Consider the following 25,283-nt stretch of genomic DNA (forward strand, 5'->3'; position numbering starts at 1 on the left):
CCAGCGGCGCGATGGATCGAGTAGCGCTGCACCCATCAATACCAGCCGCGCTTGTGGCTGCTGCCGAGCATCTCGGCATAGGCGTCGGTGCGGCGGTCGCGCAGCACTTGGTTGAAGGCGTTCCAGTTGCGCTTGCGGCGGGCGTCGGCAAGATTGGCCTTGGCGATCAGGATTTCCTCGCGGTCGGTGCTTGCCGGTCCGGCGATAGGCCAGCCGGTGTGACTGACGATCAGGCTCTGGCCGATGAATGGCTGGCCGCGCTCGGTGCCGACGCGGTCGGCTGCTGCAACGAACACGGAATTGGAATGTGCAGCCGCCATGACGATGATGTTGGCCATGGCTTCCCGCTTCGGATCCTGCCCCGGGATCGGAACCCAATTGGTCGGGACGCAGAGAATCTCCGCGCCCTGCAGTGCCGCCAATCGGAAACTTTCCGGAAACCAGCAATCGTAGCAGATATGGCAGCCGATGCGACCGAGAGCGGTATCGAATACCGGGAAGCTGAGATCGCCCGGCGTAAAGTATAGCGCCTCGTCCGCCCAAAGATGCATCTTGCGGTAGCGTCCGATCAGTCCGTCCGGACCGATGACAACTGCCGTATTGTACAAATCGTTGCCTGCGCGCTCGGTGATGCCGGCGACGATATGAACACCGAGCCGGGCGGCCGCCTCGAGCCAGGCGCTTGTCGTTGGGCCGTCCGGTATCTCCTCTGCGAGGGCACGGGCTTCCACGCGGGTTTGAAAGACGTAGCCCGTGTTGCAAAGCTCGGGCAGGACGATCAATTCGGCGCCTCGCCGCGCGGCGTCCTCGATCAGGGATACCGATTTCGCCACGTTTTCAGCCGTCTCGCCGAAACGCGGCTCCATCTGAATGCAGGCGACTGTGACTTCTGCTTCCCGAACCTGGCTCGTCATCCCGGTATTCCTTTCGCTGCTGCCCGGCGCGGGGCGCGATGCCGCTTCGGCTTCCTCGCGCTTCTTTCCGAAGCCCTCAAGCCTTTGTCAGCCAGCCGAGCGCGTTGCGCCAGAGTTTTGCGTAGCCCGGCCATTCGTAGAAGGATGCCGGCAGCCAGTGCGGGCTGATATCCGATGTCCAGGCAAGTGTCCGTCCTTGCCGTAGCTGCCGGTCACCAGCAGAGGATGTCCACCCATTTCTTCCGGCAGGCTGGCGAGCACCTCGACGCCCGCGGCCGACCTGGGCTTCACCTCGTTGGCGCCAAGCAGAATTGGCCACCGGCCCTCAAGCCCGGCGAGTATCGGGTGGCCGGATTTCGTGTCGACGACCGCGCTGAAGCCCTCGGGGATTTCGAGCCGGTCATCATGGGGCAAGCACGTCACCGGCAGCACGTCCTCGACCGGCGTACGATGCCAGCGGGCGCGGCCGTCGATGCCCTGGAAGGAGAAATAGCCGCCGATCATCCCGAGGCCGCCGCCGGCCTCGGTCCACTGCTTCAGGAGCTTCAGCCGGTTCGCGACGGGCTTGCCATGCAGCCAGACATCCGGATGCAGCAGCAGCGAGTTCGCGCCAATGTCCGACAACAGGATAGCGTCATAGGCATTCAGCCCGTCGAGGTCGAACGGAAGCTTTTCCACCGCCTCATGGGCCGGCATGTGGGTGAGTTCAGATCCGCTGCCCTCGAGCGCCTTTGCCAGCGGCGCCGCGCCCGAATGGAAGGTGACGCTGCCGAATTGATCGAAGCCCTTGATATGGGTCGCTGTGCTTAGCCAGGTTTCTCCGACCAGCAACACCTTCTTTTTTCATTCGACACGACCGAAATCTCCTTCATGCAATGTGCAATGGCGTCGGGCGAAAATGTTTCGCGATATATACTGAACCGTTTCAGGCACTAAGTCTGTCGCCTGAATGTCCGGTTTGCAAGGGGTATTGCTCGAAATTTTTTACCGTTGACAGAAATAGCTGAACCGGTTCAGGATTGATGGGCAGAGTTAAAAAAACCAAAAATCTCGCAAGAGGAGAACGCAGTCATGACATTCACAAGGCGCAGTTTCGCCGCCGCGCTGGCCGTGGCAATCACGACATTTGGCGTCGCGGCTGCACCCGCGGCCGCCAAGGATCTCACCAAGCTCACCTTCATTCAGGAATGGCCGACGCCGGACGGTTTCTGGGTGCCGTGGATCCTCGGCACCAAGAAAGGCTTCTATGCCGAGGAGGGCATCGATCTTCAGATCGTCGTGCCGCCGACGGTTGCCGACACCATGAAATTCCTGGGTACCGGCAGGGCGCAGGTTGCCTTCACCACCGTCATGGACGTGATCTTTGCCAAGGAGCAGGAAGCGCCGGTCACGGCGATCGCCCGCTACGGACGCGGCAACAACTGGGGCATATTGAGCGCGCAAGGCGCGCCGCTGACGGTTCCCGAACTGAAGGGCAAGACCATCGGTATCTACAACGACGCCTGGACCAAGGCGCAGCTGACCATGATGCTGGCCGACGCCGGCCTTACGCTCGACGACGTCAGCACCGTTGCGGCTGCCGACGACACGGTGCCATTGCTGCTGCAGAAAAAGGTCGACGCCATCACCGGCATCACCAATGCCGAAGGCACGGAGATGTCGACCTCGGGCAACCAGAAGGCGGAATTCACCGCGGCCGTCGATCATGGCGTGCCGAACACGCCGATCTTCATGATCGCCGGCAATGACGACTGGCTGAAAGCCAACCCCGATCTGGCCAAGGCCTTCCTACGCGCCACGAAGAAGAGCATCGAGTACGCGGCCGCCCATCCCGACGAGGGCATCGCCGCCTTCACGGAACTCTACTCCAAGGCCTATGACGAGAAGTTCATCACCCAGCAGTGGAAGGACACCATTCCGCTGTTCGGCCAGATCGGGCCGGACCTGATGGTCTTGAACGACGCCGACTGGGTCTCGCTTCTCACCGCTCTGAAGAAGTTCAAGGTCGTCGAGGCGCCGCTGTCGTCTTCCGCCTACTATACGAACCAGTACCTTCAGTAGGAGTTGCCCATGACCGCCGCCGCCGCTCCTCATCGCGTTGTGCCCGCCTGGACCTACCGGCCCGGGCCCGACGTTTCGGATACTCCTCCACCCGGACTTGTGAGGGCGCAGATCCTTGCGAAAGGAGCGGCCGCGGCCGGCCTCGCTTCGGTAAGGCCGGGCATGACAGAGAAGGACGTCGAACTGGCGGTGAGCGCCTATCTCATCGCCAACGGCGTCGAGCATGTGGACGATCACTAACATCGGCCTCGGCGAGAACACCAGGGTCTGCTTCCCGACCAACCCTCCGACCGATCTCGCCGCCGCGGAGCGCGACGTCCTGATGGTCGACGTGCATCCGATCACCGCGGACGGTTCCTGGGGCGACTGCACCCGTTGCAAGGTCGTCGGCGACTATGCCGAGGCCGATCGCGCGCTACGCGACCTGGAAAGGCTGCACCACGAGGTCCTGCCGAAGTGTCGGCCCGGCATGTCGGCCAACGAATTGTTCGGCATGACCCATGAGCGGCTGGTGGCGGAAGGTTTCGTGCTCCTGGACCAACTCGCCAATATCGGGCATTCGCTGACCGCCGGCGCCGCCTACCTCCACCAGTTCATCGACGCGGGCAATTCCACCCCCATGTGGGGCGCATGGGCGATCGAGCCCTTCGCCGCCCGTGGCGATATCGCGGTCAAGGTCGAGGACCTTGTCTGGTTCGGCCGCGAATGCTGCGTCACGCTCTAGCGGTTCACGTTCATGGAAACGGTGAAACGTCCTGCCTTTTTGTTTTTACGCAATTCCGGACGAAAAGCCGTTACGCGCTTTTCCCGGAATTGCCCTAGGATCGGAAACCGATGACGGCCAAGCTTTCGCTCCAGAACATTTCCCAGCGCTTTGGAGAAACCCAGGCGTTGGCTCCCACCAACCTCGATATCCAACCTGGCGGGTTCGTGTCGGTCGTCGGCCCTTCGGGCTGCGGCAAGAGCACGATGTTCAACATAATCGCCGGCGTTCTCAATCCGACCGAAGGCAAGGTTAAGATCGAGGGCAAGGATGTCACCGGCCGCGCCGGCCATGTCGGCTACATGCTTCAGAAGGATCTGCTGCTGCCCTGGCGCACGGTCATCGACAATATCGTGCTGGGCGCCATCCTCAGGGGTGGCGCCAGCAAGGCCGAACGCGCCGAAGGGGTTTCGTTGGCGCGGCGCTACGGCCTTGGCGATTTCATCAACCACTATCCTTCCGCGCTTTCCGGCGGCATGCGCCAGCGCGTGGCGCTCATGCGCACGCTGGCTATGCACCACGACGTGATGCTGCTGGACGAGCCGTTCGGGGCGCTGGATTCGCAGACGCGGCTGTCGATGCAGCAATGGCTGCTCAGCGTGTGGGCGCAGGAAAAGCGCACCATCGTTTTCGTGACCCATGACATCGACGAGGCGGTGTTGCTGGCCGACCGCGTCGTAGTCATGACGCCGAGGCCAGGCCGCATAAGGGAGATCCTTCCCGTGCCCATCGAACGCCCGCGGCCGATGTCCTGCCTGACCAGCCCGGAGTTCAGCAAGCTCAAGGCGCACATACTCGACCTGATCTATTCCGATGGCGTCACCACCAATCCGTTCGAAATGGAGGCCGCCCATGGCTAATGGCCAGATCTCGCGCAACGCGGTCATGCAGGTGGCCTATCCGGTGGTCGCGCTCGTGCTCGTCGTAGCGCTGTGGGCCTTCCTGGTCTCGGCCTTCGAGATCCCGCGCTACGTGATGCCATCGCCCATGCAGGTGTGGACGCACATCCAGTCCGACTGGCAGGCGCTGCTCAACGGCTTCGGCATCACCTTCTTCGAATTCCTGCTCGGCTTCATCTTCGGCGCAGGCTCGGGCTTCGTCTTCGCGGTTCTGATGGATGCCTCGGGCTCGGTGCGGGGCGTGCTCTATCCGGTGCTGATCGCCAGCCAGGCAATCCCGGTCGTCGCCATCTCGGCGGCGTTGACGATCTGGCTGGGTTTCGGTCTGGCGCCCAAGCTGGTCATCGTGGCGCTGGTCGTCTTCTTCCCGGTGGTAGTCAATGTTCTCGACGGCCTGGCTTCGGTCGACCGAGACGTGCTCAACCTGGTGCGCTCCATGGGCGCGTCGAAAATGAGCACCTTCAGGCACGTCAAGCTGCCGGCGACCTATTCGCCTTTGTTTTCCGCTCTGAAGCTTTCGGCAACGTTCAGCGTCACCGGCGCCGTAATCGCGGAATGGACCGCTTCGACCAGCGGCGGCCTTGGCGCCTACCTGCTGCAGGCGAATTCGCGGCTGAACACCGCCGGAACATTCTCCGCGATCGCCTTCCTGGCCGTGCTCGGCGTCGTCAGCTTTCTACTTGTCGTGCTGGCGGAGTATCTGTTAACCCCTTGGAAATCGTCTTCGAAAGCGCGTGCCTGGTCGCGAACTTACTGGCGAGATCCGTCGCCCGGCACCTTGACCCGGAGCTAGAACATTCGGGGAAAGATGTGAAACGGTGATCGGCCCCGAATTGCGCGAGAACAGAGACATGGAGCGGTTCGGCGTCTCCGTGAAACGTGAACAGCTCCAGAGCCAGGACACCCGTCGGACATGACTTTCGGCACCAAAGCCCCTCGCAACGGCCGCCCGACGATCCGGGACGTTGCGCGGGAGGCGGGCGTTTCGATCGGCACCGTCAGCGCCGTGATAAACGACCGCGGGCAGGTTGCCGAGGAGACGAAGCGCCATGTGCTGCGGCTGATCGCGGAGCTCGGCTTCGAGCCCAACAATGCGGCGCGCAGCCTCAAGCACGGCCGGATCTCCTCGATCGGCTTCGTCGTCCCCGATTTGCAGAATCCATTCTTCGCCGCCGTGGCCGAGGGCGTGCAGCGCGGCATCGGCAACAACGACATTCTGCTCGTGCTGTGCGCGACCTGGTCGAAGACCGAACGGGAGGAGTATTTCGCGCGCATCCTGCGCACGCAGCGCCTGGGGGGCGTCATCTATCTGAGCGGCTCCGGCTTGCCCAGCCCCTCGCTGCTCGAGCTTGCCAGGGCAGGGCTGGTCGTCTTCGTCGACGAGGTGCTGCCCGGGATAGACGTGCCGTTCGTCAGCTCCAACAATCTGGCCGGCGCCCGCGCGATCGCCCGCCACGTGCTGGACTGCGGCCATCGCCGCCTCGGCATCGTCGGCGGACCGCCCCGGCTCTGGACCAGCGAGCAGCGGCTGGCGGGTTTTCGCGAGTCCATCGCCGCAGCGGGGCTGGACCCCGATATGGTGCCTTATGTCACCGGCGACTATAGCGAGCGGTCCGGCTATCTCGCGGCAAGCCGGCTTCTCGCCGGCCCCAAGGAGAATTGGCCAACGGCGATCCTGAGCGCCAACGACCTCATGGCCATGGGGGTGATGCGCTACTGCCGCGAGAGCGACATCGCCATTCCCGGCCGGCTCAGCATCACCGGCTTCGACGATATTTCGGCGGCCGAATTCCTGCTGCCGTCGCTGTCCAGCGTGGCCCAGCCGGGAGTGGAGATGGGCCGCGCCGCGGCCGAACTGCTGCTTTTCCGGACCGGCGTCCGCGAGAAGCCGCCATCCAGCACCTATTTCCAGACGTCGGTGCGAATACGCGATTCGGTGGCGAGAATAGCTCCCCGACCATAGGTCACGTCCGGCCCCGAATTTCAGGCGGCCAGCTCGCGCGGCAGCCCCAGCGCCTCGTCGACCGCGTCGAGAAACATTTCCGCGCAGGCCTTCCAGCTGTAGCGCATCGCGCGCTGGCGTGCCTCGGCGCGGTCGACCTCAAGCGCCTTGAGGGCGGCTTCGCGCAGGTCATTGGACACCGCTCCGCCGATACCGTCGCCGACGATGTCGATCGGTCCGGTCACCGGAAAGGCGGCCACCGGCGTGCCGCTGGCCAGAGCCTCGGTGATGACGTTGCCGAAGGTGTCGGTGCGGCTCGGGAAGACGAAGACGTCGGCCGAGGCGTAGATATCGGCCAGTTCGTCGTTCGGGCGGTGGCCAAGGAAATGCGCGTTCGGATAACGTGCCTTGAGCCTGGCCAGTTCCGGGCCTTCACCGACGATCACCTTGCTGCCAGGCAGGTCGAGATCGAGAAAGGCGGTGAGGTTCTTTTCGATCGCAACGCGGCCGACGCTGAGGAAGACCGGGTGCGGGAAGCTCGTCTGCTTGCGCTTGTCCGGGTGGAAATGCTCTATGTCGACGCCGCGCGTCCATGGGCGCAGCTTGTTGAAGCCGCGTGCCGCGAGGTCGTCGGCCAGCGATTGCGTGGCGACAAGCGTGCCCTGTCCGGAATTGTGGAAGTCGCGCAGCCAGCTGTAGGCCCAGCTTTCCGGGACCGGCAAGCGGGCGCTGAGATATTCGGGAAAGCGCGTATGGTAGCTGGTGGTGAAGGGGCGGCCAGCCTTGCGGCAACAGCGGCGCGCCATGATGCCGAGCGGCCCTTCGGTGACGATGTGGATATGATCGGCCTTGCGCGTCTCGATCAGCCGCGCGACGCGGCCAGGCGTGGTCAGCGCCAGACGGATGTCGGGATAGGTCGGCATCGGCAAAGTGCGAAAGAGGTTGGGCGTCAGGAAATCGAGCTCGACGTCGAAGGGCTTCAGCGCCTCGGTAAGCCGCTCCAGCGTGTGCACCACGCCATTAACCTGCGGCCGCCATGCATCGGTGACCATCAGGATGCGCATGGCGACCCTTTGCCGAAATCAAGCGCGACGGCACGGTGCCGGAATGGCGACCAGGCAGCCGCTTGCGCTTCGCTCCAGCGCACCCGGAAAGGCACGGGATCGAAGCGGGGCGGCAAGGCCGAATCGATGAGAGACGCGCGCTTCATGCGCGCTCTTGATCATGATTTCATGACGGGCGGATGAAGCCTGCACTTTGAGTTGAGCATGATCTTGTCCGCAAACCGGCTTCCACTTTGCGGGATCATGCTCCGGTTCAGGCAGGCACCTTGATCACCGCGCGCAAGCCGCCAAGCGGGCTGTCTTCCAGGTTGATGTCACCGCCATGGCTGCGGGCGATGTCGCGCGCGATCGACAGGCCGAGCCCCGTGCCGCTGGCATCGAGGTTGCGCGCTTCATCGAGCCGCAGGAACGGCTTGAACACTTCCTCGCGCTTGTCCGGCGCGATGCCTGGACCGTCGTCCTCGATGGTGACGATGAGCGAACCGCGACTGTGGTTGGCGTGGACTTCCACCGTCTTGGCATAACGGAAGGCGTTGCCGATGACGTTGGACAACAGCCGGGCGAAGGCGTTCGGCCGCACATGCACGGTCGGGTCGCCGGTCAGCGTCGTCGTCAGCTTGCACTTGCGCAGCTGCGCTTCCTCGCCAAGCTTCTGGAAATAGGTTTCCAGGTCGAAGCGGCCGGCGTCTTCCGCGGCTTCGCCGCGGGCAACAGCGAGATAGCCTTCCAGCATCGACTGCATGTCGTCGATGTCCTGGTTGAGCGCGGCCTTGGTCTCGGTCTTGCCGCCGGCCAGCGCCAGCTGCAACTTGAAGCGGGTGAGGATGGTTCTCAGATCGTGGCTGACGCCGGTCAGCATCGCGGTGCGCTGCTCGATCTGGCGCTCGATGCGCTCACGCATCTGGATGAAGGCGAAGCCGGCGCGACGCACCTCCTCGGCGCCGCGCGGGCGGAAATCGCGCGGCATCGGCCGGCCCTTGCCGAAACTCTCGGCGGCCTCGGCGAGCGTCAGGATCGGCCTTATCTGGTTGCGCAGGAAGGGAATGGCGATCATCAGCAGCACCAGCGAGGTGCCGACCATCCAGATCAGGAAGATGTGGGTGTTCGAGGCATAGGCCTGGCTACGGCGCACGAAGACGCGCAGCACCTTGCCTTCAAGCTGGACGCGGACCTCGACGACGTTGGAGTTGCCGACGGTGTCGATCCAGAACGGGCGGTTGATCTGCTTGGTGATCTCCGACGACAACGCCTCGTCGAGGATCGAGAAGAACGGTTTGGGGCCGGGCGGCGGCAGCGGATCGGGCGGCAGCAGATCCACCTTCAGCTGCATGCGATCCTGGGCGATGCGGATGATGTTGGCGTAATCGGCGTCGTGCGGATAAGTCTCCATCATGTCGATGACGGCGGCTATGTCCGCGATGGTCGCCTGCGACAGGCGCTGGGTGACCGTTTGCCAGTGACGTTCCATGAAGACGAAGGCCACGACCGACTGCAGGAGGATCATCGGCGCAATGACGATGATCAGCGAGCGGGCATAGAGCCGCTTCGGCATGTAAAGCGCGACCAGGCGCCAGAACCGGTTCCAGGCGCGCGGCATTGCCCTCAGCGTCCGGATCGCCAGATCGCCGAGGCCGCCTCCTTCAGGCTGTTCAAATTGCGTGGTCGCCATTCGCCCTTTGCTCGTCGATGGCCATTCGGTTGGAGCATGGTCTTTTCCGAAAACCGGTTCCCACTTTTCGGGATCATGCTCGAGGCCTTCGGGAGATAGTTTATTCCACGCTGAGCCGATACCCAATACCGCGCACCGTCTGCAGCCAGACAGGATTGGACGGATCGCGCTCGATCTTGCGGCGCAGCCGGTTGATCTGGACATCGATGGTGCGCTCGCCGACGTCGGATTCGTCGCCGACCAACTCGTGGCGCGGTATCGTCTCGCCGGCCCGCGCGGCAAAGATCGCCAGGATTTCCTGCTCGCGGTCGGTCAGCTTCAGTGCCTCGCCGCCGCGCTTCAATTCGCGTTTGGCGATCTGGAAGGTGTAGGGGCCGAACACCAGTTGCTCGACCTTCGGCGTCGCCGACGGACCGCCGCGGCGCAGGATGTTGTTGATGCGCAAGATCAGCTCGCGCGGATCGAAAGGCTTTGGCAAATAGTCGTCGGCGCCAGCTTCAAGGCCGGTGATGCGGCTGTCGGTTTCGGACAGCGCGGTCAGCATCAGGATCGGCACGTTCTTCTCGGCCCGCAACGCCTTTGTAAGGTCGACACCGGTCTCGCCCGGCATCATGACGTCGAGCACCAGAAGATCGAAATCGAGGCCGGCGAGCTTTCGCCTGGCCTCTCCGGAATTGCCGGCGACCGTGACGCGAAAGCCGTTTTCGGACAAATACTGCTTCAAAAGGTTGCGGATGCGTGTGTCGTCGTCGACCACCAACAGATGCGGCGCGTCATCATCGGGCGCGGCAGGGTTATCGACCTTCTCAATGGTCTCCATGGTTCTTCCCCGATGTTTGCGCAGGCACAATGTCGATCTGCGCTCTTAGTTCCGGATTGACCATCGCTTCCAGGAATCGTTCGATCGTGGCGCGCTCCATGGCTCCGGAATCCTCCAATGCAGCACGGATGCGGCGCGACTGTGGCCGCGCCAGCGCCAGCGCCAGCGCGCGGCCCTTGGCCGTCGGGTAGAGCTCGCGCTGGCGGCGGTCGCGCGGGCCCTGCAGCTGGACGATGTGGTCGGTATCGATCAATTGCTTCAGCACCCGCGCCAGGCTCTGCTTGGTGATCTTCAGCACATCGAGCAATTCGGCAACGGTGAGCCCCGGCCTGCGGTTGACGAAGTGCAGCACCCGGTGGTGGGCGCGGCCGAAGCCGTAATCGGCGAGGATCTGATCGGGATCGGACGTGAAATCGCGATAAGCGAAGAAAAACAATTCGATAATGGCAAAGTCGATGCCGTCTTCGTCGGAGATCGCCGTCTTTATCGGTTTTCCGGCTGCGGCGCTTCGATCCGTCATCTTGTCTCCAATGCCAAACGGGAAATTATGTCAGTACTATTGACGTAATTTCCCGGCAATGATAATTTTTGACAAGCTTTTCGCCGGATTGCGAACGAAAAGGCAAGGGGGAGCCGTTTTTCCGGAACTTCCTGAGTTTGCCATGCCACAAATATCCGCCTATTTTTTCGGGCAGAGGCTGGCGTTCGAGAGACTGCGCGGCCGAGACAAACGCTAGATGACACAACGATATGCGGGCAGCCACCCGCGGGAGGTTTCCATGGCATCCGTTCCTTTTGACCAGTTGGATGGCTTTATCTGGATGAATGGCGAGTTCGTCAAATGGACGGACGCCAAGATCCATGTGCTGACCCATGGCCTGCACTATGCCAGCGCCGTCTTCGAGGGCGAGCGCGCCTATGGCGGCCAGATCTTCAAGCTGACCGAGCACAATGAGCGCCTGCATGAATCGGCGCGGCTGCTGGGCTTCAAGATACCCTATCCGGTCGCCGATCTCGATGACGCCTGCCGCACGCTCCTGAAGAAGCAGGGATTCCAGGACGCCTATGTGCGTCCGATCGCCTGGCGCGGCAGCGAGCAGATGGGCGTTGCGGCACAGAACAACCGTATCAATTGCGCCGTCGCGATCTGGCAGTGGCCGAGCTATTTCGACCCGGCACAGAAGCTCAAGGGCATCCGTCTCGATGTCGCCGAGTGGCGCCGTCCGGACCCGCGCACCGCGCCGTCCAAGTCGAAGGCGGCCGGCCTCTACATGATCTGCACGCTGTCCAAGCACGCCGCCGAGGCCAAGGGCTATGCGGACGCCATGATGCTCGACTGGCGCGGCCAGGTTGCGGAAGCCACCGGCGCCAACATCTTCTTCGTCAAGGACGGCAAGATCCATACGCCGACGCCCGACTGCTTCCTCGACGGCATCACCCGCCGCACCGTCATCGGCCTGGCGAAGGACCGTGGTCTGGAGGTGATCGAGCGCGCCATCATGCCGGAGGAGCTCGAAGGTTTCGAGCAGTGCTTCCTCACCGGCACGGCCGCCGAAGTCACTCCGGTCTCGGAGATCGGCCCCTACCGATTCGAGGTCGGCGAAATCGCCAAGACCTTGATGAACGATTATTCTGCCGCGGTGCAACCAAAGCAGGCGATTGCTGCCGAATAGCGAAAGTCACAGCTTTTTTTGCATTAGGGGCGGTTTTCGAGCCGCCCCTTTTATTTCAGCATCTGTGCATTTGACTTTCGACAATTCGGCGTCTCATGATGACGTCGGCCGCAGGAGGCTGGCGGCTATGGAGGGACTAGTTACATGGACACGAACACGATTATTCAGATCGTTGTACAGGTAATTGCGGGTGTTGTCGGCGGCCAGGCTATCGGGGTTGCGCTGAAGCAGGCCGCGATGGGTCAGCTCACCAAGGTACTCGGCGGCGCCATCGGCGGCGTCGGTGGTGCGGCTATCCTCGGCAGCTTGCTCGGTGGCGGTGGTGCCGACGCGGCGGCAGCCGCGGGTGGAATCGGCAGCGCGCTCGACCTGAAGAACCTGCTCGGCGGCGTCGGTGGTGGTGCCATCCTGGCCGGTGTAATCGGCGCGGTCATGAACGCGATGAAGAAATAGGCTCGGTTAATTTCGGGCTTTCCAATGGGCGGCTTTGGCCGCCCATTTTCGTTTCGAGCTTCCGCCGATGGTGGACGACGGTCGCCGAGCCGTCTAGAGCGTGTCCGGGCGACGCTTCGAAGGGAAAGCCATGGGTCAGCTCAATGCCGGCATCGTGCCGGTCACGCCGTTCCAGCAGAACTGCACCATCCTGTTCGACATGGATGACAAGACCGGCGTCGTCGTCGATCCCGGCGGCGATATCGACCAGGTGCTCAAGGCGTTGAAGGACAATGCGATCACCGCCGGCGCGATCTGGATCACGCACGGACATATCGACCATGCTGGCGGCGCGATGGAGCTCAAGGATGCGCTCGGCATCGACATCATCGGTCCGCACGAGGCCGACAAGCCGCTGCTTGCCAATCTCGAGAACCAGGCCAAGCGCTTCGGTCTAACCGATCCAGTGCGCAACTGCGTGCCGGACCGTTTCCTAAGCGAAGGCGAGACGGTGTCGTTCGGCCAGCATCAGTTCGAGGTGCTGCATTGTCCGGGACATGCGCCGGGCCACGTCGTCTATTACAACCGCGCGGCAAAGTTCGCCCATGTCGGCGACGTGCTGTTTCGCGGCTCGGTCGGCCGCACCGACCTGCCTGGCGGCGACCACGCGGCGCTGATTGCCTCGATCAAGCAAAAGCTGCTGCCGCTTGGCGACGACATCGGCTTCATCTGCGGCCATGGCCCCGGCAGCCGTTTCGGCGACGAGCGCCGGACCAATCCGTTCCTGACCTGATCTTAGCGTGCGCAAAACAAAAGCGCCGCTCGAGAGCGGCGCTTTCTCAGGGCAGGGAACCCAGTTTGTTTTGACTCAATTCCGGACGGAAAACCGCTCCACACTTTTCCTGGAATTGCTTCTGCTTAGTTGGCGACGCAGAAATGCTGGTCCCCGTCATTGCCGGTGAACGTGCCGGTCCGCGAGTTGAAGCTCCGGTAGCGGTCCGAGCAATACTCGTACCAGCCGCGGGTCCACGGCTCGGCGTAGCGATCGGCATAGACGACGCGCGGCTGCTGCACGTAGTAGCGGCGCACGGGCCGGTCATAATAGCCGTCGTCCTCGGCCTGATCGTAATAGCGCGGCCCGGGATTGCTGAGCGCGCTGCCGATCAGGGCGCCGGCCGCAAGGCCGACGACGCCGGCGGCGAGAGCATCGCCGCCATGGCCGCCGTGATGGCGATGGCGCCAGCCCCAGTCATCGGCATTGGCCGCCGAGAAGGTTGCCAAAGTGGTCGCGGCAATGCCAACGCTCAAAATGGCGGTCTTGAGAATTCTGTTCATTTTCGGTCTCCTTACGCACCGGCCCGCGCATTGTCTCAGGGGATACGGCCCGGCTTTAGCAAAGATTAATAGAGGACCGTGGCTGAACGGAGGCTGAACGAAATTCCGCCAAAACGATTTTTCGGCTTGGGCACAGCCCATTACCGGGCGGGGAGCTGCCCGCCTGACTTAACCTTAGCCGAATCTGTCGTGAGCCGGCCTAGCCGATCGACAGATTGACGGCCTTCGGACCCTTGCCGCGCTTGTCCGGCTCGGTGTCGAATGTCACTTTCTGCCCATCCTCAAGACCGGGGAGGCCCGACGCCTGCACAGCCGAGATGTGGACGAAGACATCCTTCGCGCCATCATCCGGCGTGATGAAGCCGAAGCCTTTGGCATGGTTGAAGAATTTGACGGTGCCGGTCTGCGGCATGGGAAGCTCCTTTGATCCCATCAAGTCAGTCTCGGGCCGGCAAATTGCCCGACAGGAAATTTGTCCTTTATTTTAGCGCTATCGGCAAGAGAAAGTTTTCGGCCGCCAATCCGCGCTTTGCCGAATGAAAAAGGCGCGACGTTTCCGTCGCGCCTTCGAAATTTCAGGCCTGCCATGATGCCGGTTCACGATCCTGCCGCATCATTCAATCCGCATCGACAAGTGGCGCCGATGATCAGCCGGCGCGCAGGTTGACCGCCTTCGGGCCCTTGCCCATGCGGTCCGGCTCGACGTCGAAGGTAACCTTCTGGCCGTCGACGAGCGTGCGCAGGCCAGATGCCTCGATCGCGGAAATGTGGACGAACACGTCCTTCGCGCCGCCATCGGGCGTGATAAAGCCGAAGCCTTTGGTGGCGTTGAAGAACTTTACGGTGCCAGTCTGGGCCATTGGGGAAACTCCTTCACCCGTCAGTCTTGTGGTTTGCCCGCTGCCTCGCGCCTCAGGCAATTCCCGGTGGTTGCTTCGGCGGTCATGCATTCGCGCATGGTCAAAACCCCCCGCCGAAAAACGGGGCTGTCAGAGATTCACACTTATCGGGGAAAGGTCGTCCAAAACGTTCCGCTCTCCGGGTCGCAAATGCCCGAACGGGGAAATTTATTACACGGAAACGTGAAGGTTGCAAGATAGCGGCCGCAGACGGCCAGCTGCGCGTCCAACGCCGGGCCTCGATAGACCCGACACCGCGACAGGTCATCGGCCAGAGACGGATCAGGCATAGGCCAGCTTGAACCCTTCGGCGCAACGGTTTTGCCGGCACGTGGCGGGCTTGGCTTGCTTTCGCGGTGGGAATAGCGAGGATCGTCTCGAGACGGCATCTTTTGCCGTGGATCGGGGAGGAAGATATGCGGCTTCTTGCGGCGATTGCCTGGCGACAGGGTCTTGTCGCCCTGCTTCTATCCGCGCTGCTGTCAGCCTGTACGGTCGTTGGCGACGATGGACCACGGCCGCGCCCGCCGAGACCGGAGCGGCAATTCTGCACCAGGGAATATGAGCCGGTCTGCGCGCGCCGAGGCGACGACCGCCAGACCTTCGCCAATGCCTGCCTGGCCGACAGGGCAGGCTACCGCATCGTGCGCGACGGCCCATGCCGCGACAATGGCGGTGGTGGTGGAGGCGGCGGCGAGCAGACATTCTGCACGCGCGAATACGCTCCGGTCTGCGCCAGGCGCGATGGACAAGAGCGCACCTTCCCGAATGCCTGCGAGGCTCGGGCCGCCGACTATCGCATCGTCGGCGACGGGCCGTGCTGATGATCGGATCTCATGTCCGGCGGGACGCGGCTTGCGCTGCCGGGAGGCCGAGCTGACGCAATCTCTTGAATCTGCCGCCGGTATGGCTTAGGTCCGGCGGACCAACAAACGCGGCAGGTTTCCCATTAACAGAGATCAAAGAAGAGCGGCAAACGCGGGCGGCAAGCCAGGTTCTGCGGCGAGCGCCCTCGATCCGTATGTGCAGAGGGCACTGCAACTGCATCAGGCCGGGCGACGCCAGGAGGCCGAGGCGCTCTACCGGCAGGTGCTGGCGCAGCAGGCGAACCATGCCGCCGCGCTGCACTTCCTCGGGCTGCTGCTGCATCAGACCGGCCGCAGCGAGGAGGGGCTCGATCTCATCGAGCAGTCGGTGGCGCTGCAGCCCAGGAATGCCGATTTTCTCAACAATACGGGCACCGTCATGCGCGACCTCGGTCGCATCGCCGCCGCCGTCGATTTCTTCCGTGGCGCGGTGGATATGAAGCCGGACCAGTTGGCCGCGCGCGACAATCTCGGCTCGTCCTTGAAGCAACTCGGCCAGTTCGACGCCGCCGAGGAGATTTATCGCGGCACCATCGGCCGCAATCCGTTTCATGTCCGTGCGCGTATCGGCCTTGCCGAAACGCTGCAGGAAGCCGGGCGCCTCGACGAGGCGATCGCCCTGTTCCGCGAGTCCTTGTCGATCCGGCCGAAGGACGCCGAGCTGCTCTATGGCTTAAGCGTCGCCATGATGGAGCGGGGCAAGCTCGACGAAGCCACCGATCTCGCCCGCCAGGCGGTGACGATCGCGCCGCCCATGGCGAAGGCGTGGCTGCTGCTGACGCAGGTCAAGCGCCAGAGCGAGCGCGACAAGGAGCTTTCCGGCATGGAGGCCGAGCATGCCAAGGCGCCGCAAGGCAGTCTCGCGCGCATGCAGCTGTCCTTCGGCCTCGGCAAAGCCAATGACGACCTCAAGGACTATGGCCGCGCCTTCGACTATTTCGCCGAGGGCAACGCCATCCGCCGCCAAAGCATCGACTACGATCCGGTCCGCACGCGCGACGAGTTTCAGGCGATGAAGGCGGTGTTCGACGCGGCCTTCTTCGAGAAGCACAAGCCGAGCGACATTGCCGACGACACACCGATCTTCGTCGTCGGCATGCCGCGTTCCGGCACGACGCTGGTCGAGCAGATCATCGCCAGCCATCCGCAGGTCTTCGGCGCCGGCGAGTTGACCCTTCTCAAGACCGCCGTCGGCAAGCAGTTTCCGATGAGCATGGAAGGCGGCTTTCCGTGGGGCGTTGCCGACATGCCGGACAAAGCCTTTGCCGAAGCCGGCCTGGCCTATCTCGACATGCTGCATTCCCGCTATCCGGGCTTGCCCCATGTCACCGACAAGATGCCGGGCAACTTCATGCTGATCGGCTTCCTGCACATGATGTTGCCGAAGGCCAAGATCATCCATTGCGCGCGCGATGCCGCCGCCACGTGTCTGTCGATCTTCAAGGTGCATTTCCGCGGCGACAGCCATCGCTACGGCTACGAGCTCGGCGAGCTCGCGGACTTCCACAACCTCTACACCGACATCATGGCGCATTGGCACAAGGTGCTGCCGGGCGTCGTGCACGACGTGCGCTATGAGGATTTCGTCGCCGACCAGGAAGGTCAGACGAGGGCGCTGATGGCGCATCTCGACCTGCCCTGGGACGACAAGGTGCTGTCGTTCCACGAGACCGACCGCCCGGTGCGCACGGCATCGGCAGCGCAGGTGCGCCAGCCGATGTATCAGGGCTCGGTCGATCTGTGGAAGCGCTATGGTGACCGGCTGAAGCCGCTGCTGGATAGGCTGGGTTAGTACGCCGGATTAGTCGAAGCGCCCGAACTTCGTCATCCACGAGCGGAGCGGGAGCGAAGCGGACGCGCAGACCCGAGGATCCATGCCGTGGCCTCGCGCGAAAAGTAGAGACGGCGCAGAACAGAGATCTTTCTGCACCGCCGCGACGCTTATGGGTAACTGCGCCGCGTCGCTTCGCTCCTTGCTCCGCCCTAGGATGACGACCTCACGAGCGTTTCGGCCAATCTCAAAGGCTTACGACCTGCCAACTCTGGTGTCGCGCCAATTGCTCAAAGCTGGATGAACGGCTGGAAGCCGCCGAAGATCATGCGCTTGCCGTCGAACGGCATTGCAGACCAGTCCATCTTGAGACGCTCATCGGCCATCACCTTGGCCATGACCGCATCGCGGCTCTGCCTCGATTCATAGACAACCCACGCGAAGACGACGATCTCGTCTTCCTTGGCCTGAACGGCGCGCGGGAACGAGGTCAGGTCGCCATAGGGCACGTCGTCGCCGACACATTCGACATAAGCGAGCGCACCATGTTCCATCCATATGGGCCCAGCGAGGTTAGCCAGTTTCTTGTAGTCATCGAGACTTGCCTTTGGCACGGCAAGCACGAAACCATCGACATAGGACATGCGGTTCTCCTTGGTGGCGGCGCTCTTCCCTTCTCCCCTTGCGGGAGAAGGTGGATCGGCGCGCAGCGCCGAGACGGATGAGGGGTGCTCCAGCTTGGCGCCAGGTTACCCCCACCCGGATTGCCAACCGAATTGCGAAGGGCAATTCGGGGCAATCCGACCTCTCCCACAAGGGGGAGAGGTAAAGGCTCAGCCTTACTTTACCGGCGCGTTCATCGCCCATTCGACGCCGAAGGGATCGCGCATGTTGCCCCACTGGTCACCCCAGAACATGACCTGGAGCGGCACCGCGACCTCGCAGCCGGCATCGACGGCGCGCTGCCACCAGGTGGCGATGTCGTCGCTACCGAGATGGAGCTGCATGGTGTAGCCCTGCGGCTTGACGGCGGGCATCCCGTTCTCGGGATAGAAATCCGAAATCATCAAAGTCGAGCCGTTGATGTGCAGATGGATGTGCATGGTGCGGCCCTGGTCATCGGGCGGGTAGAAGAACACCTGCTCGGCGCCGAAGGCCTTCTTGTAGAATTCGGCGGCCTTGAAGGCGCCGTCCAGCTGCAGATAAGGGGTCAATCCGCCAAGCACTTGCGCCCGGGGTGGGGTTTGGTCGTTCATCGGCATGTTCCTCTTCACGGGTTGATTGGACCTTGCGATCCAGAGGACGAACGAGGCGGCGGCAATCCTACACCGCCCGCGAATTTTTTGGAAGCCGGACTCGCCGAGCGTTTCACCGTTTCAAGGAAACGGCGAACCGCTCTATCTCTTTGTTTTGACGCAATTCCGGACGGAAAACCGCTCACGCTTTTCCTGGAATTGCTCTAAAGGCCTGCGCGGTCACGAAAGCCACGAAATGAACTTGCGTCGACGCTGCTCAATCAGAGCGCAATTCTCGCGCCTGGCGGGGTAACAAGCGGACCATGCTGCTCTCCTCCAACGGTGCGAGACGACGATGATCCTCTACTACCAGACGCACTCGCCTTTCGCGCGCAAGGCGCTTGTCTTTGCCCTTGAGGTCGGCATTGCCGATCGGCTCGAGGTCATCCACCATGAGACCAGCCCGACCTTGCGCAACGCCCGCGTCTATGCCGAAAACCCGCTCGGTAAAGTGCCGGTGCTGTTGCGGCCCGGTGCGGCGCCGATCTTCGATTCCGACGTCATCTGCGCCTATTTCGACACGCTGCATGACGGCCGCAGGCTGTTGCCGCAGGACGGTGAGGCGCGCTGGCAGGCGCTGCGTCTGCAATCAGTCGCTCAAGGGTTGGCGCAGACGGGAATTGCCTTGCGCTGGGAGACCGAAAGAAGACCCGAAGAATTGCGCTACGTGGCTCTTGCCGACGGATATCGGGAAAAGATCGAGGCGAGCTATGACTGGATCGAAAGCACGCTGGACGATGAAGCGCCGCTTCATGTTGGGCACATTGCGTTGGCCACCACGCTATCGTGGATGGCGTTCCGTCATTTGCCGAGTTTTCGCTCGCGTGCGCGGCTGACGCGCTGGTTCGAGGCTTTCGAAAAGCGCGCCTCGATGCTGGCGACGCCGCCTTCGGGCGATACGCATGACTGACTGGCGGTCGCCTCTTGGCGGCCGCCGTCAGTGGCGGTCTCCCGGCTGCGCTGGTTCGGGCGCATATCAGACACCAGGATCCTTCCGCACGTCGAAGATTTCCGGAAAGCCGATATCCTTGCGCAGCGCGGCCGGCAGCGAGAGCAGGATGCGTTCGCCACGCTGGCGAGCGCGGGCCGCCGCATAGCGGGCTGCGATGCGGTTGATGGATGACAGTACCGACATGGTCATTCTCCCTGGTTGATGCCGGCATCATCGTGTCGGCATTCCAAGGACGCGGCGGGTTCAAGCAATCCGACAGGGCGGCGGAATTTTTGTTACGGCGCCGGATTCAACCCAGAACGAGGCCTAGGCAACCTTGAGTGTCGGAATAGCTGAAACATCAACTTCACGCTCGGCGTGCCAGGCGTCGAAAGCCGCCTGCATCCGAAGCCAGACCGCGGCGCCATCGCCGAACAGCTTCCCAAGGCGGGCGGCCACTGTCGGCGAAACCGGCTTCTTTTCGCGGATGATGTCATAGAGCTGCTGCCGGGAGATTCCGAGCAGATTTGCAATTTCCACCTTGGTCTTTCCAGTTGCCGGGATGATGTCCTCAAGCAGCGCTCCCGGGTGGGAGGGACAACGCTCGATCGGACGCGTCGGCTTGTGCACGTTCATAAGTCGAACTTCTCCAATCTGGCCGCCTCAGTGATATTGCTCGAAATCAAGGGATGTAAGCAAATAATTTACTGGTCGATTGAGAGTATCGATCCTCCGCCTTCAGCCGCCCGCTTCAGCCACCTCGCGGAAAAAGTCCTCCGGGTCCTCGACTTCGGTCAGCTTCCGTTTCTCGATCAGCCAGAAGCGGTTGCCGACCGTGCGGATGAAGGAACGGTCATGCGAAGCGAGCAGGCAGCTTGCCTGGTGCTTCAGCAATTCGGCTTCCAGCGCTTCCTGGCCATCGATGTCGAGATGGTTGGTCGGTTCGTCGAGCAGGTAGAAGTTGGGATGGATGAGCCGGAGCACCAGCATCATCAGCCTCGCCTTCTGTCCACCCGACAAGGCGCCGATCTTTTTCTCCTGCATCTCGATGGCAACGCCGGCGCCGGCGAGCAGCGAGCGAGCGCGCTGCTCGCCGACCTCGAAGCGCCGCGAGACCATTGCCAGTGGGGTATCGTCGCCACTGATGCCCGACAGCGCCTGGTCGCTGTAGCCAAGCACCGTCGACGGCGTCACCTTGACATTCGGCACCGTGCCGGGCTCGGCGATGGCGTTGCGGATCATCGCGATGAAGCGCGATTTGCCGACGCCGTTGCGGCCGAGCAGGACGATGCGGTCGTCCTGGCAGATGTGGCGCTTGCCGGTCCTGAACAGCAGCGTGCCGTCGGGCGTTTCCACCGCCGCATCCTCCAGCGTGATCAGCACCTTGGCGTGTGTGCCGCGGTTCGCCAGCCGGATCGCTCCGGCCGAGCGTTCGCGATGCGCCTGCACGGCGGCATCCTCGAGCTTATCGGCCCGCTCCTTGAGCTGCCTGGTCTTCACCGTCAAAAGGTCGCTGCCGGAATTGATGCCGATGTTGTTGAGCTTGGCCGCCTGCTTGCGCAGCTGCTGGGCGGCCTTCATGTCGCGCTCGAACTTGCGCGCCATCGAGGCGTCCAGTTCGTCGAGGGCCTCTCTCGCCCGCGAATAGGGCAAGGCAAACACCGGCGATTCTTCCGGGCGCAGGAACAGGGTGCGGTTGGTGACGGCGTCGAGAAAGGCGCGGTCATGGCTGGCGATGACCACCGGCACCTCGCGCGGCAGTGCGTTGAGCCAGCTTTCCAACTGGCTGATCTTGGCGAGATCGAGATGGTTGGTCGGCTCGTCGAGCAGGAGCACATCCGGATCGGTGACCCAGACACGGGCGATCAGCGCCAATCGCTGCCAGCCGCCGCTCAAGGCGCCCATTTTGCGCTCGCGCATGTCCTCCGGCACGTCGAGCGAATCCAGCACTACGTCGACACGCCACAGTTCGCTGTCGCGCTGCTCGGGCGGCATTGCATCTGCAACCGCCTGGTGGAAGTTGCGGTCAAGCAGCGCCTCGGCGACGGATTGCTCGACATGGCCGACACGCAGGCCGCGCGACCGGGTGATGTCGCCGGTGGTGGGTTCGAATTCACCGGCCAGGCATTTGAGAAGCGTGGATTTGCCCCGGCCATTGGCCGCAACGAGGCCGAGCCGGTCGCCGGCGCCAATAGTGAGGTCGAGGTTGGAGAAAAGCGGCGCACTCATGGCGACGCCGAGGGATTTGAGGCTGATCAGGGCCATTTGGATTTCTCTGGTCTTGCCGGAAGCAACTCCGGGTGCACTTTGACGGTGCGCTTGCTGGCCATCAGGCTCGGCTTAGCGGCACCACGAAGGGCAGACCAAAAAATCGCGAAGCGGGAAAACCCCGGACCGTCCCTGGTCAGCCCTGCAAGCGAACTCGCAGGGCAGAAATCGGGCCACGCTGACGATGGTGACGAAAAAACGTAAACACGTGAGCCCTCCTTTCAAGACGTTCGAGTGTGGGGTGGGATTACACCAAAGGCGGGGATGATGGCAAGGCGGCAACGGTGGAGCACTTCCCTTCTCCCCTTGTGGGAGAAGGTGGCCGCGAAGCGGTCGGATGAGGGTGCTCCAGGGAAAGCCAACGTCTCACTTCGCTGGAACACCCCTCATCCGTCTCGGCGCTGACGCGCCGATCCACCTTCTCCCACAAGGGGGGAAGGAGAGGGCGCTACTGCCCCGGCCTGCCAGTCTTGCCTGGTCGACGCTTTTGACGGCGCGCATCACCCGGATCCTCGTAGGAGCCGATGCCGGCGCGTTGACGCACAACCGGTTTGTCGTCGCGTTCCTTCGCGCCTGCCCTGCCGGGCATCTCCCCCACCTGGGGGAGATCGGCTGCGGCTTGGCCGGCACTTTTCCTTCTACCGGCTTCTCGGTGCGGCGAACCGTCATCTCGTCGAGCGAGTTCTTATTGAACAGCGGTTTGGTGGCCTCGCCCGGGATGCCGAAATCGGAACCATGCGCCTCCTGGGCCGACTGCTTCTTGAACAGCGAACGCGACACCGCGCCGGCCGGCGTCGGCATATCGGTGCCGGGACCCATGTCGTCGATCGACGGCTTGGCAAACAGCGGCTTCTTCACGGGGACAGTGCCGTCGGCGCCCATCTCGTCGAGCTCCGGCTTGCGGAAGAGATTGGGCCGGGCGGCCTTGGCCGCCTCTTCGGCCGCGCGTGCTTCCTCGAACTTGCGGAAACGCTCCTGTTCCTCGACCGTGCGGTGCTTGGCCACGCCCTTGTTGTGTTTGCCCTTTTCGCGGCCCGATGCGGGACTCTGGCCTTCCACTTCGCGCGCCAGCGGATCGTCGGAGATCGACAGCTCCATCTCGCGCAGCCGCTTGATCTCGTCGCGGACGCGGGCTGCCTTCTCGAAATCGAGATTGGCGGCGGCGTCGCGCATCTGCTTGTCGAGCGCTTCGAGATGGGCCTTCAGATTGTTGCCCATCATGGCGCCGGCGCCGTCGGTGAACTGCGAGATGTCGGCGCGGACATGGTCCTTTTCGTAGACCGAATCCAAAATGTCGGAGATGCGCGACTTGACCGATTCCGGGGTGATGCCGTTGGCCGCGTTCCACTCCATCTGCTTCTCGCGGCGGCGGTTGGTCTCCGCCATCGCCCGCTCCATCGAGCCGGTGACCTGGTCGGCATAGAGGATGACCTTGCCGTCGACGTTGCGGGCGGCGCGGCCGATGGTCTGGATCAGCGAGGTTTCGGAACGCAGGAACCCTTCCTTGTCGGCGTCGAGGATGGCGACGAAGCCGCATTCGGGAATGTCGAGGCCCTCGCGCAGTAGGTTGATGCCGACCAGCACGTCGAAGGCGCCGAGACGCAGGTCGCGCAGGATCTCAATGCGCTCCAGCGTGTCGATGTCGGAGTGCATGTAGCGGACGCGGATGCCGTTCTCATGCAGGTATTCGGTAAGGTCCTCGGCCATGCGCTTGGTGAGCACGGTGACCAGCGTGCGGTAGCCGGCCTTGGTCGTGTCGCGGATCTCGCCGACGACGTCGTCGACCTGACTCTTGGCCGGACGCACCTCGACCGGTGGATCGATCAGCCCGGTCGGGCGGATGACCTGCTCGGCAAAGACGCCGCCGGCCTGCTCCATCTCCCAGGCGCCGGGCGTGGCCGAAACCGCGACCGAAAGCGGGCGCATGGCGTCCCATTCCTCGAAACGCAGCGGCCGGTTGTCCATGCAGGAGGGCAGGCGGAAGCCATATTCGGCCAGCGTCGCCTTACGCCGGAAGTCGCCGCGATACATGCCGCCGATCTGCGGCACGGTGACGTGGCTTTCGTCGATGAAGACCAGCGCGTTGTCGGGAATGTATTCGAACAAGGTCGGCGGCGGATCGCCCGGCTGGCGTCCCGTGAGATAGCGCGAATAGTTTTCAATACCAGCGCAGGAGCCGGTGGCTTCCAGCATCTCCAGATCGAAGCGGCAGCGCTGTTCCAGCCGTTGCGCTTCCAGCAGGCGGCCGGCGCGCTCCAGTTCCACCAGACGCTGCTTGAGCTCTTCCTTGATCGACTTGATCGCCTGGTTGAGCGTCGGGCGCGGCGTCACATAGTGGGAGTTGGCGTAGATCTTGACGCTTTTGAGCTCGCCGGTCTTCTGGCCGGTCAGCGGGTCGAATTCGGTGATCTGCTCGATCTCGTCGCCGAACATCGAGATGCGCCAGGCGCGGTCCTCAAGGTGGGCCGGGAAGATCTCGATCGTGTCGCCGCGCACGCGGAACGAGCCGCGCACGAAATTGATGTCCTGGCGTTTGTACTGCTGGGCGACGAGGTCGGCGAGCAGCGCGCGCTGGTCCAAGCGATCGCCGATCTGCATCTGGAAGGTCATGGCCGTATAGGTCTCGACCGAACCGATACCGTAGATGCAGGACACCGAGGCGACGATGATGACGTCGTCGCGCTCGAGCAGCGAGCGCGTCGCCGAGTGGCGCATGCGGTCGATCTGCTCGTTGATCGAGGATTCCTTCTCGATGAAGGTGTCGGTGCGCGGGACGTAGGCCTCCGGCTGGTAATAGTCGTAATAGGAGACGAAATATTCCACCGCGTTGTCGGGGAAGAATTTTTTGAACTCGGAATAGAGCTGCGCGGCAAGCGTCTTGTTGGGCGCCAGGATCAAGGCGGGGCGTTGCGTCTCCTCGATCACCTTGGCCATGGTGAAGGTTTTGCCGGAGCCGGTGACGCCGAGCAGCACCTGGGTACGGTCGTTGTTGTCGACACCTTCGACCAAGTCCTTGATGGCGGTCGGCTGGTCGCCGGCCGGCTCGAAATCCGACACCATCTTGATGGCGATGCCGCCTTCGGATTTTTCCGGCCGGGCAGGGCGGTGCGGCGTCCACAGCACCCCATCTTTGTGCAGCGGATTGCCGGATTCGATCAGTGCGGAAAGAGCGGCGACCGTTGCGGTCACACCGCTCGATGTCATCGTCTCGGCTTCTTCCAGCGAGACGTCAAGGCCGGCGACAGGATTGAGGCCGGCTGCCGTGCGTTCGCGCGCCGTCGCCGCGCCGCCCATCGAGGTGCCGCGCGCGGTACGGCCCGGCGCTGCGGAGCGCTCGGGGATCTTCTTCGGGGTCTTCGGCTTCGGCTGCTTTTCCGCCTCGCGCTCGATCTGCCCGGCCCAATCGGCGATCGAACCGGTGAGCGCCGCACCGGAAAAGCCGGCTTGCGGCGCTTCGGCAAAACCACCGGGATCAAGTGGCTCGGCGGCGTCGAGGAATTCGGTCAGTGGGCTGCGCCGTTTCGGCGCGCCATCTTGCGCCGGCGAAGGCGTTTTGTTGTCAGGACGTTTGGCCATGAGCCGAATATGGGTGGACTCGGCCAAAATGGAAAGAGCGGAGTGAAAGGCCCGGCAGCGGCAGCCGATGCTGCTGACAGAAGGCTGTCAGGAGAGGCGTCACCG

At 63.0% G+C, this 25,283-nt stretch carries 26 protein-coding genes and 1 pseudogene; 12 read left to right on the forward strand and 15 right to left on the reverse strand.

The window, feature by feature from the left end; genetic code table 11:
* Positions 1 to 35 precede the first annotated feature (35 nt).
* A complete protein-coding gene (locus ACVDG8_RS28375) occupies positions 36 to 866 on the reverse strand; it encodes a nitrilase family protein (protein ID WP_455707866.1) in 831 nt (276 codons plus the stop codon).
* Between the two features lie 124 nt (positions 867 to 990).
* A pseudogene (locus ACVDG8_RS28380) lies at positions 991 to 1,748 on the reverse strand (glutamine amidotransferase).
* A gap of 237 nt (positions 1,749 to 1,985) precedes the next feature.
* On the opposite strand from ACVDG8_RS28380, the gene ACVDG8_RS28385 reads away from it, so the two are divergent.
* The 6 genes from ACVDG8_RS28385 to ACVDG8_RS28410 all read left to right on the forward strand — a co-directional run bounded on the left by ACVDG8_RS28385 (position 1,986) and on the right by ACVDG8_RS28410 (position 6,600).
* Positions 1,986 to 2,975: an ABC transporter substrate-binding protein gene (locus ACVDG8_RS28385; RefSeq protein ID WP_447251403.1), complete on the forward strand. Its 990-nt coding sequence runs from the start codon at positions 1,986 to 1,988 to the stop codon at positions 2,973 to 2,975.
* Positions 2,976 to 2,984: 9 nt separating this feature from the next.
* Positions 2,985 to 3,215 carry a hypothetical protein gene (locus tag ACVDG8_RS28390; RefSeq protein WP_455707319.1) on the forward strand — a complete coding sequence of 77 codons (231 nt, stop codon included), beginning with the start codon at positions 2,985 to 2,987 and terminating at the stop codon, positions 3,213 to 3,215.
* Positions 3,199 to 3,699: a M24 family metallopeptidase gene (locus ACVDG8_RS28395; protein ID WP_455707320.1), complete on the forward strand. Its 501-nt coding sequence runs from the start codon at positions 3,199 to 3,201 to the stop codon at positions 3,697 to 3,699. The genes ACVDG8_RS28390 and ACVDG8_RS28395 overlap by 17 nt, the downstream gene beginning before the upstream one ends.
* A gap of 110 nt (positions 3,700 to 3,809) precedes the next feature.
* Positions 3,810 to 4,598, forward strand: a complete 789-nt coding sequence (locus ACVDG8_RS28400) for an ABC transporter ATP-binding protein (RefSeq protein WP_447251405.1) — start codon at positions 3,810 to 3,812, stop codon at positions 4,596 to 4,598.
* Positions 4,591 to 5,430 carry an ABC transporter permease gene (locus ACVDG8_RS28405; RefSeq protein ID WP_447251406.1) on the forward strand — a complete coding sequence of 280 codons (840 nt, stop codon included), beginning with the start codon at positions 4,591 to 4,593 and terminating at the stop codon, positions 5,428 to 5,430. The genes ACVDG8_RS28400 and ACVDG8_RS28405 overlap by 8 nt, the downstream gene beginning before the upstream one ends.
* A gap of 120 nt (positions 5,431 to 5,550) precedes the next feature.
* Positions 5,551 to 6,600, forward strand: a complete 1,050-nt coding sequence (locus tag ACVDG8_RS28410; RefSeq protein WP_447251407.1) for a LacI family DNA-binding transcriptional regulator — start codon at positions 5,551 to 5,553, stop codon at positions 6,598 to 6,600.
* A gap of 20 nt (positions 6,601 to 6,620) precedes the next feature.
* On the opposite strand, the gene ACVDG8_RS28415 is transcribed toward ACVDG8_RS28410, so the two are convergent.
* The 4 genes from ACVDG8_RS28415 to ACVDG8_RS28430 form a co-directional block, all read right to left on the reverse strand.
* The gene (locus ACVDG8_RS28415) at positions 6,621 to 7,643 is read right to left on the reverse strand and encodes a glycosyltransferase family 4 protein (protein WP_447251408.1); all 1,023 of its coding nucleotides are present in this window, start codon (positions 7,641 to 7,643) and stop codon (positions 6,621 to 6,623) included.
* Between the two features lie 253 nt (positions 7,644 to 7,896).
* The gene (locus tag ACVDG8_RS28420; RefSeq protein WP_455707321.1) at positions 7,897 to 9,312 is read right to left on the reverse strand and encodes an ATP-binding protein; all 1,416 of its coding nucleotides are present in this window, start codon (positions 9,310 to 9,312) and stop codon (positions 7,897 to 7,899) included.
* A gap of 100 nt (positions 9,313 to 9,412) precedes the next feature.
* Complete coding sequence (locus ACVDG8_RS28425) at positions 9,413 to 10,132, reverse strand: response regulator (protein WP_371009039.1); 720 nt, start codon at positions 10,130 to 10,132, stop codon at positions 9,413 to 9,415.
* Positions 10,119 to 10,652, reverse strand: coding sequence for a MarR family winged helix-turn-helix transcriptional regulator (locus ACVDG8_RS28430; protein WP_447251410.1), 534 nt, complete (start codon positions 10,650 to 10,652; stop codon positions 10,119 to 10,121). The genes ACVDG8_RS28425 and ACVDG8_RS28430 overlap by 14 nt, the downstream gene beginning before the upstream one ends.
* Positions 10,653 to 10,911: 259 nt before the next feature.
* On the opposite strand from ACVDG8_RS28430, the gene ACVDG8_RS28435 reads away from it, so the two are divergent.
* The 3 genes from ACVDG8_RS28435 (at position 10,912) to ACVDG8_RS28445 (ending at position 13,030) form a co-directional block, all read left to right on the forward strand.
* A complete protein-coding gene (locus ACVDG8_RS28435) occupies positions 10,912 to 11,805 on the forward strand; it encodes a branched-chain amino acid aminotransferase (RefSeq protein ID WP_447251411.1) in 894 nt (297 codons plus the stop codon).
* Between the two features lie 144 nt (positions 11,806 to 11,949).
* Positions 11,950 to 12,258, forward strand: coding sequence for a hypothetical protein (locus tag ACVDG8_RS28440; protein ID WP_447251412.1), 309 nt, complete (start codon positions 11,950 to 11,952; stop codon positions 12,256 to 12,258).
* A gap of 130 nt (positions 12,259 to 12,388) precedes the next feature.
* Entirely contained in the window at positions 12,389 to 13,030 is a 642-nt protein-coding gene (locus ACVDG8_RS28445) for an MBL fold metallo-hydrolase (RefSeq protein WP_447251413.1), read from the forward strand.
* Between the two features lie 125 nt (positions 13,031 to 13,155).
* On the opposite strand, the gene ACVDG8_RS28450 is transcribed toward ACVDG8_RS28445, so the two are convergent.
* From ACVDG8_RS28450 to ACVDG8_RS28460, 3 genes are all read right to left on the reverse strand, one after another.
* Positions 13,156 to 13,572, reverse strand: a complete 417-nt coding sequence (locus ACVDG8_RS28450; RefSeq protein WP_447251414.1) for a BA14K family protein — start codon at positions 13,570 to 13,572, stop codon at positions 13,156 to 13,158.
* Positions 13,573 to 13,771: 199 nt separating this feature from the next.
* On the reverse strand, positions 13,772 to 13,984 hold the full coding sequence (locus tag ACVDG8_RS28455) for a cold-shock protein (protein ID WP_006202521.1): 213 nt from the start codon (positions 13,982 to 13,984) through the stop codon (positions 13,772 to 13,774).
* 235 nt (positions 13,985 to 14,219) lie between these two features.
* Positions 14,220 to 14,432 (reverse strand): cold-shock protein, encoded by a 213-nt coding sequence (locus tag ACVDG8_RS28460; protein ID WP_140821513.1) that lies wholly within the window; start codon positions 14,430 to 14,432, stop codon positions 14,220 to 14,222.
* Between the two features lie 455 nt (positions 14,433 to 14,887).
* On the opposite strand from ACVDG8_RS28460, the gene ACVDG8_RS28465 reads away from it, so the two are divergent.
* Positions 14,888 to 15,295 (forward strand): Kazal-type serine protease inhibitor family protein, encoded by a 408-nt coding sequence (locus ACVDG8_RS28465; RefSeq protein ID WP_447251415.1) that lies wholly within the window; start codon positions 14,888 to 14,890, stop codon positions 15,293 to 15,295.
* A gap of 199 nt (positions 15,296 to 15,494) precedes the next feature.
* Positions 15,495 to 17,129 (forward strand): tetratricopeptide repeat-containing sulfotransferase family protein, encoded by a 1,635-nt coding sequence (locus ACVDG8_RS28470; RefSeq protein WP_447251416.1) that lies wholly within the window; start codon positions 15,495 to 15,497, stop codon positions 17,127 to 17,129.
* Between the two features lie 269 nt (positions 17,130 to 17,398).
* Here the strand turns inward: ACVDG8_RS28470 and ACVDG8_RS28475 are convergent, their stop codons facing one another.
* Both ACVDG8_RS28475 and ACVDG8_RS28480 read right to left on the reverse strand, forming a co-directional pair.
* Positions 17,399 to 17,752, reverse strand: a complete 354-nt coding sequence (locus ACVDG8_RS28475; protein WP_447251417.1) for a DUF1428 domain-containing protein — start codon at positions 17,750 to 17,752, stop codon at positions 17,399 to 17,401.
* Between the two features lie 195 nt (positions 17,753 to 17,947).
* Positions 17,948 to 18,364: a VOC family protein gene (locus ACVDG8_RS28480; protein ID WP_447251418.1), complete on the reverse strand. Its 417-nt coding sequence runs from the start codon at positions 18,362 to 18,364 to the stop codon at positions 17,948 to 17,950.
* A gap of 334 nt (positions 18,365 to 18,698) precedes the next feature.
* On the opposite strand from ACVDG8_RS28480, the gene ACVDG8_RS28485 reads away from it, so the two are divergent.
* Positions 18,699 to 19,313, forward strand: a complete 615-nt coding sequence (locus ACVDG8_RS28485; RefSeq protein ID WP_447251419.1) for a glutathione S-transferase family protein — start codon at positions 18,699 to 18,701, stop codon at positions 19,311 to 19,313.
* A gap of 66 nt (positions 19,314 to 19,379) precedes the next feature.
* Here the strand turns inward: ACVDG8_RS28485 and ACVDG8_RS28490 are convergent, their stop codons facing one another.
* The 4 genes from ACVDG8_RS28490 to uvrB all read right to left on the reverse strand — a co-directional run bounded on the left by ACVDG8_RS28490 (position 19,380) and on the right by uvrB (position 25,178).
* Positions 19,380 to 19,538 (reverse strand): hypothetical protein, encoded by a 159-nt coding sequence (locus ACVDG8_RS28490; RefSeq protein ID WP_447251420.1) that lies wholly within the window; start codon positions 19,536 to 19,538, stop codon positions 19,380 to 19,382.
* Between the two features lie 123 nt (positions 19,539 to 19,661).
* Positions 19,662 to 19,970, reverse strand: coding sequence for a HigA family addiction module antitoxin (locus tag ACVDG8_RS28495; RefSeq protein WP_447251421.1), 309 nt, complete (start codon positions 19,968 to 19,970; stop codon positions 19,662 to 19,664).
* A 102-nt stretch (positions 19,971 to 20,072) separates the two neighbouring features.
* Complete coding sequence (locus ACVDG8_RS28500) at positions 20,073 to 21,599, reverse strand: ABC-F family ATP-binding cassette domain-containing protein (protein ID WP_447251422.1); 1,527 nt, start codon at positions 21,597 to 21,599, stop codon at positions 20,073 to 20,075.
* Positions 21,600 to 21,968: 369 nt separating this feature from the next.
* Positions 21,969 to 25,178 (reverse strand): excinuclease ABC subunit UvrB, encoded by a 3,210-nt coding sequence (uvrB, locus tag ACVDG8_RS28505; protein WP_455707322.1) that lies wholly within the window; start codon positions 25,176 to 25,178, stop codon positions 21,969 to 21,971.
* Positions 25,179 to 25,283: the final 105 nt, after the last annotated feature.

Source organism: Mesorhizobium sp. ORM8.1, from assembly GCF_053005525.2.

Bases quoted from the DNA above. Each gene is read 5' to 3' on its own strand.
- uvrB (WP_455707322.1), bottom strand. From the start codon at position 25,178: ATGGCCAAACGTCCTGACAACAAAACGCCTTCGCCGGCGCAAGATGGC.
- ACVDG8_RS28480 (WP_447251418.1), bottom strand. From the start codon at position 18,364: ATGAACGACCAAACCCCACCCCGGGCGCAAGTGCTTGGCGGATTGACC.
- ACVDG8_RS28395 (WP_455707320.1), top strand. From the start codon at position 3,199: ATGTGGACGATCACTAACATCGGCCTCGGCGAGAACACCAGGGTCTGC.
- ACVDG8_RS28465 (WP_447251415.1), top strand. From the start codon at position 14,888: ATGCGGCTTCTTGCGGCGATTGCCTGGCGACAGGGTCTTGTCGCCCTG.
- ACVDG8_RS28500 (WP_447251422.1), bottom strand. From the start codon at position 21,599: ATGGCCCTGATCAGCCTCAAATCCCTCGGCGTCGCCATGAGTGCGCCG.
- ACVDG8_RS28405 (WP_447251406.1), top strand. From the start codon at position 4,591: ATGGCTAATGGCCAGATCTCGCGCAACGCGGTCATGCAGGTGGCCTAT.
- ACVDG8_RS28410 (WP_447251407.1), top strand. From the start codon at position 5,551: ATGACTTTCGGCACCAAAGCCCCTCGCAACGGCCGCCCGACGATCCGG.
- ACVDG8_RS28440 (WP_447251412.1), top strand. From the start codon at position 11,950: ATGGACACGAACACGATTATTCAGATCGTTGTACAGGTAATTGCGGGT.
- ACVDG8_RS28430 (WP_447251410.1), bottom strand. From the start codon at position 10,652: ATGACGGATCGAAGCGCCGCAGCCGGAAAACCGATAAAGACGGCGATC.
- ACVDG8_RS28415 (WP_447251408.1), bottom strand. From the start codon at position 7,643: ATGCGCATCCTGATGGTCACCGATGCATGGCGGCCGCAGGTTAATGGC.
- ACVDG8_RS28425 (WP_371009039.1), bottom strand. From the start codon at position 10,132: ATGGAGACCATTGAGAAGGTCGATAACCCTGCCGCGCCCGATGATGAC.
- ACVDG8_RS28390 (WP_455707319.1), top strand. From the start codon at position 2,985: ATGACCGCCGCCGCCGCTCCTCATCGCGTTGTGCCCGCCTGGACCTAC.
- ACVDG8_RS28450 (WP_447251414.1), bottom strand. From the start codon at position 13,572: ATGAACAGAATTCTCAAGACCGCCATTTTGAGCGTTGGCATTGCCGCG.
- ACVDG8_RS28475 (WP_447251417.1), bottom strand. From the start codon at position 17,752: ATGTCCTATGTCGATGGTTTCGTGCTTGCCGTGCCAAAGGCAAGTCTC.
- ACVDG8_RS28385 (WP_447251403.1), top strand. From the start codon at position 1,986: ATGACATTCACAAGGCGCAGTTTCGCCGCCGCGCTGGCCGTGGCAATC.
- ACVDG8_RS28420 (WP_455707321.1), bottom strand. From the start codon at position 9,312: ATGGCGACCACGCAATTTGAACAGCCTGAAGGAGGCGGCCTCGGCGAT.
- ACVDG8_RS28400 (WP_447251405.1), top strand. From the start codon at position 3,810: ATGACGGCCAAGCTTTCGCTCCAGAACATTTCCCAGCGCTTTGGAGAA.
- ACVDG8_RS28445 (WP_447251413.1), top strand. From the start codon at position 12,389: ATGGGTCAGCTCAATGCCGGCATCGTGCCGGTCACGCCGTTCCAGCAG.
- ACVDG8_RS28375 (WP_455707866.1), bottom strand. From the start codon at position 866: ATGGAGCCGCGTTTCGGCGAGACGGCTGAAAACGTGGCGAAATCGGTA.
- ACVDG8_RS28485 (WP_447251419.1), top strand. From the start codon at position 18,699: ATGATCCTCTACTACCAGACGCACTCGCCTTTCGCGCGCAAGGCGCTT.
- ACVDG8_RS28490 (WP_447251420.1), bottom strand. From the start codon at position 19,538: ATGTCGGTACTGTCATCCATCAACCGCATCGCAGCCCGCTATGCGGCG.
- ACVDG8_RS28455 (WP_006202521.1), bottom strand. From the start codon at position 13,984: ATGCCGCAGACCGGCACCGTCAAATTCTTCAACCATGCCAAAGGCTTC.
- ACVDG8_RS28460 (WP_140821513.1), bottom strand. From the start codon at position 14,432: ATGGCCCAGACTGGCACCGTAAAGTTCTTCAACGCCACCAAAGGCTTC.
- ACVDG8_RS28435 (WP_447251411.1), top strand. From the start codon at position 10,912: ATGGCATCCGTTCCTTTTGACCAGTTGGATGGCTTTATCTGGATGAAT.
- ACVDG8_RS28495 (WP_447251421.1), bottom strand. From the start codon at position 19,970: ATGAACGTGCACAAGCCGACGCGTCCGATCGAGCGTTGTCCCTCCCAC.